Source organism: Mesorhizobium sp. M7A.F.Ca.ET.027.03.2.1 (assembly GCF_003999175.1).
In the GTDB taxonomy this organism is placed as follows: Bacteria; Pseudomonadota; Alphaproteobacteria; order Rhizobiales; family Rhizobiaceae; genus Mesorhizobium.
The window spans coordinates 1-9,292 of the sequence record NZ_RZOM01000112.1 but is presented as its reverse complement, the minus strand read 5'-3'; the positions used below and the strand labels follow the sequence as shown (position 1 = coordinate 9,292).

Annotated in this window: 11 protein-coding genes; 5 read left to right on the top strand and 6 right to left on the bottom strand. The window is 62.1% G+C overall.

Annotation, left to right across the window (positions count from 1 at the left end; genetic code table 11):
* The 5 genes from pth to EN750_RS07625 all read left to right on the top strand — a co-directional run.
* Nucleotides 1-624: aminoacyl-tRNA hydrolase (pth, locus tag EN750_RS07645; RefSeq protein WP_127396073.1), on the top strand; the 624-nt coding region annotated here is incomplete at its 5' end.
* Nucleotides 625-714: 90 nt separating this feature from the next.
* A complete protein-coding gene (gene ychF, locus EN750_RS07640; protein WP_127396072.1) occupies nt 715-1,818 on the top strand; it encodes a redox-regulated ATPase YchF in 1,104 nt (367 codons plus the stop codon).
* A gap of 226 nt (nt 1,819-2,044) precedes the next feature.
* Complete coding sequence (corA, locus tag EN750_RS07635) at nt 2,045-3,019, top strand: magnesium/cobalt transporter CorA (RefSeq protein ID WP_127396071.1); 975 nt, start codon at nt 2,045-2,047, stop codon at nt 3,017-3,019.
* A gap of 121 nt (nt 3,020-3,140) precedes the next feature.
* Nucleotides 3,141-3,617 carry a MaoC family dehydratase gene (locus EN750_RS07630; RefSeq protein WP_127396074.1) on the top strand — a complete coding sequence of 159 codons (477 nt, stop codon included), beginning with the start codon at nt 3,141-3,143 and terminating at the stop codon, nt 3,615-3,617.
* Nucleotides 3,614-4,084: a MaoC family dehydratase gene (locus tag EN750_RS07625; protein ID WP_127396070.1), complete on the top strand. Its 471-nt coding sequence runs from the start codon at nt 3,614-3,616 to the stop codon at nt 4,082-4,084. Before EN750_RS07630 ends, EN750_RS07625 begins: the two co-directional genes overlap by 4 nt.
* A gap of 165 nt (nt 4,085-4,249) precedes the next feature.
* Here EN750_RS07625 and EN750_RS07620 read toward each other — a convergent pair whose 3' ends face one another.
* The 6 genes from EN750_RS07620 to EN750_RS07595 all read right to left on the bottom strand — a co-directional run.
* Nucleotides 4,250-4,795 carry an adenine phosphoribosyltransferase gene (locus tag EN750_RS07620; RefSeq protein ID WP_013529989.1) on the bottom strand — a complete coding sequence of 182 codons (546 nt, stop codon included), beginning with the start codon at nt 4,793-4,795 and terminating at the stop codon, nt 4,250-4,252.
* 9 nt (nt 4,796-4,804) lie between these two features.
* A complete protein-coding gene (locus tag EN750_RS07615) occupies nt 4,805-5,950 on the bottom strand; it encodes an alpha-hydroxy acid oxidase (RefSeq protein WP_189526079.1) in 1,146 nt (381 codons plus the stop codon).
* A 176-nt stretch (nt 5,951-6,126) separates the two neighbouring features.
* Nucleotides 6,127-6,822 (bottom strand): phosphatase PAP2 family protein, encoded by a 696-nt coding sequence (locus tag EN750_RS07610; protein WP_127396068.1) that lies wholly within the window; start codon nt 6,820-6,822, stop codon nt 6,127-6,129.
* 126 nt (nt 6,823-6,948) lie between these two features.
* Nucleotides 6,949-7,821, bottom strand: coding sequence for a cytochrome c1 (locus EN750_RS07605; protein ID WP_127396067.1), 873 nt, complete (start codon nt 7,819-7,821; stop codon nt 6,949-6,951).
* 28 nt (nt 7,822-7,849) lie between these two features.
* Nucleotides 7,850-9,151 (bottom strand): cytochrome b N-terminal domain-containing protein, encoded by a 1,302-nt coding sequence (locus tag EN750_RS07600; protein ID WP_013529985.1) that lies wholly within the window; start codon nt 9,149-9,151, stop codon nt 7,850-7,852.
* A gap of 16 nt (nt 9,152-9,167) precedes the next feature.
* On the bottom strand, nt 9,168-9,292 hold a 125-nt coding region (locus EN750_RS07595), incomplete at its 5' end, for a Rieske 2Fe-2S domain-containing protein (RefSeq protein ID WP_145967475.1).

The window sequence follows — 9,292 nt, the reverse complement described above, 5'->3', positions numbered from 1 at the left end:
TTTTCGCCCTGGTCGAAGAAATTCCAGGGCCTGATTTCCGAGGGCACGCTCGGCGGCGAAAAAATCGTCCTGATCAAGCCGCAGACCTTCATGAACCTGTCCGGCCAGTCGGTCGGCGAAGCACTGCGCTTCTACAAGCTCGAGCTTTCCGCGCTCACCGTCTTCTATGACGAGATCGACCTTGCCGAAGGCAAGCTGCGCATCAAGACCGGTGGCGGCGCCGGCGGCCACAACGGCATCCGGTCGATCGACGGCCATATCGGCAATGGCTATCGCCGCGTGCGCATCGGCGTCGGCCATCCCGGCGTCAAGGAAATGGTCCAGCACCATGTGCTCGGCAATTTCGCCAAAGCCGACCGCGAATGGCTCGACCCGCTGCTCGACGCGATCGCCGACAATGCCGCCATGATCGTCAAGGGCGACGAATCCGGCTTCATGAATAAGGCCAGTCTCGCCGTCCAGGGCAAGGCCGGGCCGGAGCCCGAAAAGCCAGCGCAGAAGCAGCCGGCGCACAAGCAGCAAAGTCATGTCCGCCAAGCACGGCCTCAACAGCCGGTGGTCAAGCTGCCGGAAAGCGGTCCAATGGCCGCCATGCTGAAGAAGCTGTTCGGCGGCAAGGACTGAGCATCGAGGGACCGAAGGGCTTGACGTTGATCACCCCTATCGCCCATAGCCCTGATCAAATTTCTATTTTCCCGATAGGACCGAACAAAAATGGGTTTCAAATGCGGCATCGTTGGCTTGCCCAACGTCGGCAAGTCGACGCTTTTCAACGCGTTGACCAGAACGGCTGCGGCGCAAGCCGCCAACTATCCATTCTGCACCATCGAACCGAACACCGGCGAGGTGGCGGTGCCAGATCCGCGCCTGCAGAAGATCGCGGCGATCGCCAAGTCGAAGGAGATCATTCCAACTCGCATCTCTTTCGTCGACATTGCCGGCCTGGTGCGCGGTGCCTCGAAAGGCGAAGGGCTGGGCAACCAGTTCCTCGCCAACATCCGCGAGGTCGACGCCATCGTGCATGTGCTGCGCTGCTTCGAGGATGACGACATCACCCATGTCGAGGGCCGCATCGACCCCGTCGCCGATGCCGAGACGGTCGAGACCGAGCTGATGCTTGCCGACCTCGACAGCCTAGAGCGCCGCATCGTGCAGATCCGCAAGCGCGCCGGCAGCAAGGACAAGGAAGCGACGACCGTGCTGCCGTTGATGGAGGCAGCGCTCGAACTGCTGCAGGCCGGCAAGCCGATCCGCATCCTGCTCAAGGGTATTTCGGCCGAAGATTTGCGCATCCTGCAGGGCCTGAACCTTCTGACCTCGCATCCCGTGCTCTATGTCTGCAATGTCGCGGAGGCCGACGCCGCCACCGGCAACGAACACACCAGGGCCGTGGAAAAGATGGCCACCGCCCAGGGCGCCGGCACAGTGGTGATCTCGGCGGCGATCGAAGCCGAGGTCGCGCAGCTCTCGGACGAGGAAGAGATGGAATTCCTGTCCTCGCTCGGCCTCGACGAGCCAGGCCTCAACAAGGTCATCCGCGCCGGCTACGATTTGCTGCACCTCATCACCTATTTCACCGCCGGGCCGAAGGAGACGCGCGCCTGGACCATTCATAGGGGCGACAAGGCGCCACAGGCCGCCGGTGTCATCCACACCGATTTCGAGCGCGGCTTCATCCGCGCCCAGACCATCTCCTACAACGACTTCGTCACACTGGGCGGCGAAGTGGCGGCCAAGGAAGCCGGCAAGGCGCGCGACGAAGGCAAGGAATATGTCGTCCAGGACGGCGATGTGCTGTTGTTCAAGTTCAACACCTGATGCCTGAAGCGCTCGAGAACATCCCGGCAAGCTGTCGGCGAAGTTCCTCGATACATGCTTCCAAGGCGACGGCGGCCATCCGCCCTACAGCCGGTTGTCTTGATTTTGTCACGTCACAGGTCTAAGCGGCAGACGCACGGTCGGCGCTGACGTCGAGAACCCGTGCAATCCAACACGACGCGTCAATCCGAACGCACCCTTTGGCCCCAGCAAGGGATATCAGGCGATGATCAAGGCCTTCGTCGTGGACAATGACCGCCTGCGCGTCGTCGACGATCTCCTGGCAAACAGCGAGACCATCGTCTGGGCGGACCTGTTCAACCCGACAAAGGAAGAGGAAGCGACGATCGAGAGCTGGCTCGGCGTTGCCATTCCGACGCGCGAGGAGATGGAGGAGATCGAGATTTCGAGCCGCCTCTATGTCGAGGACGGCGCCTATTTCATGACCGCCACCCTGCCCGCCCAGACCGAAATCGACGATCCCTTGATGTCCCCGGTTACCTTCGTGCTCGCCGGCACAAGACTGATCACGGTGCGCTACCACGAACCGAAAGCTTTCAAGACCTTTCCGCAGCGCGCCGAAAAGGTGGCGACCGGCTGCACCAGCGGCGACACCATTCTGATCGGCTTGCTGGAGGCGATCGTCGACCGTCTTGCCGACATTCTGGAACGCGCCGGCCGCGACATCGAGGCGATCTCGCGCGATATCTTCGAGGCGCGGTCGACCAAGGTTTCCAAGCGCAACCGTGATTTCCAGGAGTTGCTGAAAGCCATCGGCCGCAAGGAGGACATCGCCTCCTCGATCCGCGACAGCCTGATCTCGCTGCAGCGCCTGGCAGGCTTCTTCGCCCATGCCTCGACCCGCACCAAGATGAGCAAGGACACCAAGGCGCGCATCAAGACGCTGTCTCGCGACGTGCTGTCGCTCGCCGACCACGCCACCTTCCTGTCGCAGAAGATCTCCTTCCTGCTGGACGCCACGCTCGGCATGATCTCGATCGAGCAGAACGCCATCATCAAGATCTTCTCGGTCGCCGCCGTCATTTTCCTGCCGCCGACTTTGGTCGCCTCGGTCTACGGCATGAATTTCGACATCATCCCCGAGTTGAAATGGCAACTTGGCTATCCCTTCGCCATCGCCATGATGGTGCTGTCGGCGATCCTGCCCTTCTGGTACTTCCGCCGCCGCGGCTGGCTCTGAGTGGCGTTGTCGGTCCTGCCACAGGCTGGCGCAGTAGAAATCGCTTGACCAAATGAACGCCGGCCTGCATCCGGAAACCCCGATCCTGGGGATCGTGGGTCGACAAGCCGGATTCCAGACCATGACTGCAGAGATAAAAGCATGGGCCTATGAGGACTTCATCGAGGGCGCATCGATCGACCTCGGCTCGAAGCTCGTGAGTGCCGCCGAGATCGTCGAATTTGCCGGAGAATTTGACCCGCAGCCGATGCATCTCGACGAGGAGGCCGGCAAGGCCAGCATCCTCGGGGGGCTGGCAGCGTCGGGCTGGCACACCTGCGCCATGTTCATGCGCATGCTCTGCGATGCGTTCCTGCTGGACTCGACCTGCCAGGGCGCGCCCGGAGTCGATCAGGTCAAATGGAAGAAACCGGTCCTGGCCGGCGACCAACTGACCGGCACCCTGATGGTTGTTGCCAAGCGCCTGTCGAAATCGAAGCCGCAACTCGGCTTCGTCACCATGCGCAGCGAGCTGTTCAACCAGCGTGGCGAAAGCGTCTTCGAGCTCGAGAACTCCGTCATGTTCCTCACGCGCGATGCCGCGGGGAGCCAAGCATGACACTGGACGAGTTCTTCCGTATCGGCACCACCGTCACGCTCGGCTCGCACACATTCGAGCCCGAGGCGATCAAGGCCTTCGCCCGCAAGTACGACCCGCAAATCTTCCATATCGACGAGGAGGCCGCGAAGAAAAGCGTTCTTGGCGGCCTCTGCGCGTCTGGCTGGCACACGGCCGCGACCTGGATGAAACTCAATCTGGAAAACCGCATGGACGCCGAGATCGCTGCGTGGAGCGGTCCCGGTCCGGTGCCGGAATTCGGCCCCTCGCCCGGCTTCAAGAACCTGAAATGGCTGAAGCCGGTCTATGCCGGGCAAACCATCACCTTCACGCGCACCGCGCTGTCGCACCGCCCAATCGCCTCACGCCCCGGCTGGCGGCTGCTGGCGCTGCGTTCGGAAGCTTTCGATCCCACCGGCGACAAGGTGCTCGAGTTCGAAAGCGCCGTGCTGGTGAAGGTGGAGTAGCTTTTTCCTTCGCCCCGTTTACGGGGAGAAGGTGCCCGAAGGGCGGATGAGGGGCGGCGCCAGCGTTGGTGTCTTAAACTCGACGGTCGTACTTACCCCTCACCCTGCTCCGCTCGCGTTGCTCGCTTCGCTTCCCTCTCCCCGTAAACGGGGCGAGGGAGAAACCTAATGCCCCTCGAACCCTATCAGCGTTCTGACCGGCACACCGAGGGCTTCGAGCTTGGCGCGGCCGCCGAGGTCCGGCAGGTCGATGACGAAACAGGCGGCGAGGATATCGGCGCCGATCTGGCGCAGAAGTTTGACCGCCGCCTCCGCGGTGCCGCCGGTGGCGATCAGATCGTCGACAAGGATCACCTTCTCGCCCGGAGCAACGCCGTCCTTGTGCATCTCCATCTCGTCCAGCCCATATTCCAGGCTATAGGCGACGCGCACCGTCTCGTAGGGCAGCTTGCCTTTCTTGCGGATCGGCACGAAGCCGGCCGAGAGCTGATGGGCGACGGCGCCGCCAAGGATGAACCCGCGTGCCTCGATGCCGGCGATCTTATCGATCTTCTGGCCGGCGTAGGGATGTACCAGTTCGTCGATGGCGCGGCGGAAGGCGCGCGCATTGCCGAGCAGCGTGGTGATGTCGCGAAACAGGATGCCGGGCTTGGGATAGTCCGGAATGGTACGGATCGCGGCAAGCAGCGTGTCTTCTAGCGAGGATTTCATGGGTCGAGATTACCTGAAACGGAGGTTGTTGCGCGACAATTGTTCGATCGAACTGCAGCCCATCAGCTTCATGCCGCGTTCGATCTCGACCCGCATCTGCTCGAGCGCCCGTTCGACGCCGGGCTGGCCGGCAGCCGCGAGCGGAAACAGATAGTAGCGGCCGACGCCGACGGCCTTGGCGCCGAGCGACAGTGCCTTCAGCACATGCGTGCCGCGCTGCACGCCGCCATCCATGATGACGTCAATCCTGTCGCCGACCGCGTCGACGATCTCAGCAAGCTGGTCGAACGCCGCCCGCGAGCCATCCAGCTGCCGGCCGCCATGGTTCGACAGCACAATGCCGCTGCAGCCGATATCGACGGCGCGTCTGGCATCCTCCACCGACATGACGCCCTTGAGGCAGAACGGCCCCGACCAAAGCTTGACCATCTCGGCGACGTCGTCCCAGGTCATCGACGGATCGAGCATCTCGGTGAAGTAGCGGCTGATCGACATCGTGCCGCCGCCCATGTCGACATGCTCGTCGAGCTGCGGCAGCTTGAACCCCTCATGCGTGAAATAATTGATCGCCCAGGCCGGCTTGAGCGCGAACTGCGCCATACCGGCAAGGTTGAGCTTGAAGGGAATGGCAAAGCCGGTGCGTTTGTCGCGCTCGCGATTTCCTCCGGTGATGCTGTCGACGGTCAGCATCATCACCTCGACGCCGACCTGCTTTGCCCGCTGCATCATCGCCCGGTTAAGACCGCGGTCCCGATGGAAATAGAACTGGTAGACCTGCGGACTGCTGCTGATGCTGCGCGCCTCCTCGAGGCTGACGGTGCCAAGCGACGAGACGCCGAACATGGTGCCATACTTGGCTGCGGCCTTGGCGACCGCGCGCTCGCCCTGATGGTGGAACAGGCGCTGCAAGGCGGTCGGCGAGCAATAGAACGGCATCGCCAGCTTCTGGCCCATGACCGTCACCGACATGTCGACCTCGCTCACTCCGCGCAGCACGTTGGGAACCAGGTCACAGGTCTCGAAGCTTGCGGCGTTGCGGCGGTAGGTGACCTCATCGTCAGCCGCGCCGTCAATGTAATTGAAGATCGGCCCGGGCAGCCGCTGCTGTGCCATCAGCCGGAAATCGGAAAAGTTGTGACAGTCGCTGAGCCGCATCATCGAAATCCAAAAGCCATGGCGGGACGAGCTTCTCGCCACCGTTCGATGCGTCGAATATCAACCTCATGCCGCCATGCCAACGGACTAATTGCCGAACTTCCGCCTAAGCAATGGCGCAGACAAGAAAGGAGCGCCTTAAGCGCCCCTTCCCGTCTAAATCCGGCTGACGAGGATTACATGCCGAGATCGGAACGAAGCTCGGCCCTGGCCACTTCATATTCAGCCTTGAAGTCGTCCCGGTTGAGCAGGACTGCGGCAATGACGCTGCCGGAAATCCTGCCCATCTCGACATCGGACGCAAAATGGATGCCGCCAACCACGCGGTTGTGAGCGTATTTGCTCGCGCGTGCCATGATCTCGGCGCGCTTTTCCGGAACCATGTCGGACAGAATGATGCCCATCATCGTGCCGACGGTGGCGTGTCCGGAAGGCCAGGAACCGGAGCTCGACAGCTTGACCGCAGGCTTGACGAGATCGCTGAGCTGATGCGGGCGCGGGCGCTTCCAGACATCCTTGGCGGGATCGACGACAGCGCCTTCGGTAGCCACCACGCGATCGAAGAAGGCGCTGAATTTCGGCAGCGTTTCCTTGTTGAATTTCGGCCCCATCACGTCGGCAAAGCGCCAGACATTCTCCTCGGCATCGGCCACCGCGCTGGCGACCATCTCCGGGGTGCGCGTGACCTGCAAAGTCAGCACCTCGCCGAGTTCGGCCTTGGTTTGTGCCGAATCGTTTGCCGGCGGCGGCGGCAGGATCATCGTCAGGTCGACATCCTTGTTGGTGATGAAGGGCTGGGCGTCTTCCGCTTGCGCGGCCGAGCCCACGATGAGCAGCAACAGGCCTGCCGCGAGCGATGCGTATCTTTTCATGAATGCGATCCTTTGATGAGAGCAGCACAGGATCGCCGGATGCGGTGACGGCCATGTGACATGACCAGCCTCCGGAAATGCAAAGGGCGCCTCTCGGCGCCCTTCGCGATCACTTGATTGTGTGGCTCAATGCGCCACGCCTTCCCACACCTTGCGCTTGGTGAGATAGACCAGAGCGCCGAACAGAAGCAGGAACACCAGCACGCGAAAACCGGTCTTCTTGCGGTCTTCCATATGCGGCTCGGCCGCCCACATCAGGAAGGCGGAAACGTCGCGGGAGTACTGGTCGACTGTCTGCGGCGCGCCGTCATCATAGGTCACCTGGCCGTCGGACAGCGGGTTGGGCATCTTCAGCGACACGCCCGACATGAAATAGGGGTTGTAGTGGGTGCCTTCCGGGATAACCATGCCGGCAGGCGGTGTCTCGTTATAGCCTGTCAGCAGCGAGTGGATATAGTCGGGCCCGCCCGCGTCATACTGGGTGAAGATGTCGAAGACGAATTGCGGAAAACCGCGCTCGACGCCGCGCGCCTTGGCCAGCAGCGACATGTCGGGCGGAGCAGCACCACCATTGGAAGCGGCGGCCGCTTCGTCGTTTGCGAACGGTGGCGGGAAGTGGTCGGACGGCTTGCCGGGACGGTCGAACATGTCGCCGGCATCGTTGGGACCGTCATGGATCGTGTACTCGGCCGACAGCGTCTTGATCTGCGCATCGGAATAGCCGAGGTCCGACAGCGTGCGGAACGCCACCATGTTCATCGAATGGCAGGCCGAGCAGACTTCCTTGTAGACCTTGAGGCCGCGCTGCAGCTGCGCCTTGTCATAGGTACCGAACGGGCCGGTGAAACTCCAGTCCATTTCCTTCGGCTCGTCGATCGGGAAATGCGTCGGCGCGGCGGCGTTGTGCGCCTCTTCGGCGGCGATCGCCCAAGTGCCCGCCGACCCGATGCCGACGGCCACGAGGCCGACCAGCGCCAGCGAGGTGAGAATCTTTTTCATGCCAAATCCCCTTAGATTCTCTACCCGCTCAGCCTTTGGTTTCCGGCGCCGCCGTAGCGCCCGCCGGATGTCCGCTGCCGCCCTTGTTCTTCTCGAGGACCGCCTCGGTGATCGAGTTCGGCAGCCGTCGCGGCGTCTCGATCAGGCCGAGCACCGGCAGCGCGATCAGGAAGAAGGCGAAGTAGAACAATGTCGCCATCTGCGCCATGAACACATAGCTGCCTTCGGCCGGCTGCGAGCCCAGCCAGCCAAGCAGGATGGCATCGGCCACGAACAGCCAGAAGAACAGCTTGTACCAGGGCCGGTAAACGGCAGAGCGTACCTTCGAAGTGTCGAGCCACGGCACCAGGAACAACATGACGATGGCGCCGAACATGCACAGCACGCCGCCGAGCTTGGAGTTGATCGGCCCGACATTGAAGGTGATGGCGCGCAGGATCGCGTAGAACGGCAGGAAGTACCATTCGGGCACGATGTGGGCCGGCGTCTTCAGCGGGTTGGCGACGATGTAGTTGTCGGGATGGCCGAGATAGTTCGGCAGGTAGAAGACAAAATAGGCGAAGAAGAACAGGAACACGATCATGCCGAACGCGTCCTTGATGGTCGCGTAGGGGGTGAAGGCGACAGTGTCGGTCTTCGACTTGACCTCGATACCCGTCGGGTTCGACTGGCCCACGACATGCAGCGCCCAGATGTGCAAAACCACGACGCCGGCAATCATGAACGGCAACAGATAGTGCAGCGCAAAGAAGCGGTTCAGCGTCGGGTTGTCGACGGCAAAGCCGCCGAGCAGCAGCTGCTGGATCCAGTCGCCGACCAGCGGAATGGCGCTGAAGAAACCCGTGATGACGGTGGCGCCCCAGAAGCTCATCTGGCCCCATGGCAGCACGTAGCCCATGAAGCCGGTCGCCATCATCAGGAGATAGATGATGCAGCCGAGGATCCACAGCAGCTCGCGCGGCGCCTTGTAGGAGCCGTAATAGAGGCCACGGAAGATGTGGATGTAGACGGCGACGAAGAAGAACGAGGCGCCGTTCGAATGCATGTAGCGCAGCAGCCAACCCGAATTCACGTCGCGCATGATCTTCTCGACCGAGCCGAAGGCGAGATTGGTGTCGGCCGTGTAGTGCATGGCCAGCACGATGCCGGTCAGGATCTGCGCCACCAGCATGATCGACAGGATGCCGCCAAACGTCCAGGCGTAGTTGAGGTTGCGCGGCACCGGATAGGCGACGAAGCTGTCATAGACCAGCCGCGGCAGCGGCATACGGGCGTCGAACCAGCGTCCGAGACCGGTTTTGGGCGTATAGGTCGAGTGTCCCTCGCTCATCGAAATGTCCCCTGCCTCAACCGATAAGGATCTTGGTATCGGAAATGAACTTGAATACCGGCACCGCCATGTTCTCAGGCGCCGGGCCTTGGCGGATGCGTCCGGCCGTGTCGTAGACCGAGCCGTGGCATGGGCAGAACC

Coding starts and splice junctions, on each gene's coding strand:
- EN750_RS07630 (WP_127396074.1), top strand. CDS start 3,141: ATGACTGCAGAGATAAAAGCATGGGCCTATGAGGACTTCATCGAGGGC.
- EN750_RS07625 (WP_127396070.1), top strand. CDS start 3,614: ATGACACTGGACGAGTTCTTCCGTATCGGCACCACCGTCACGCTCGGC.
- EN750_RS07615 (WP_189526079.1), bottom strand. CDS start 5,950: ATGCGGCTCAGCGACTGTCACAACTTTTCCGATTTCCGGCTGATGGCA.
- EN750_RS07600 (WP_013529985.1), bottom strand. CDS start 9,151: ATGAGCGAGGGACACTCGACCTATACGCCCAAAACCGGTCTCGGACGC.
- ychF (WP_127396072.1), top strand. CDS start 715: ATGGGTTTCAAATGCGGCATCGTTGGCTTGCCCAACGTCGGCAAGTCG.
- EN750_RS07610 (WP_127396068.1), bottom strand. CDS start 6,822: ATGAAAAGATACGCATCGCTCGCGGCAGGCCTGTTGCTGCTCATCGTG.
- corA (WP_127396071.1), top strand. CDS start 2,045: ATGATCAAGGCCTTCGTCGTGGACAATGACCGCCTGCGCGTCGTCGAC.
- EN750_RS07620 (WP_013529989.1), bottom strand. CDS start 4,795: ATGAAATCCTCGCTAGAAGACACGCTGCTTGCCGCGATCCGTACCATT.
- EN750_RS07605 (WP_127396067.1), bottom strand. CDS start 7,821: ATGAAAAAGATTCTCACCTCGCTGGCGCTGGTCGGCCTCGTGGCCGTC.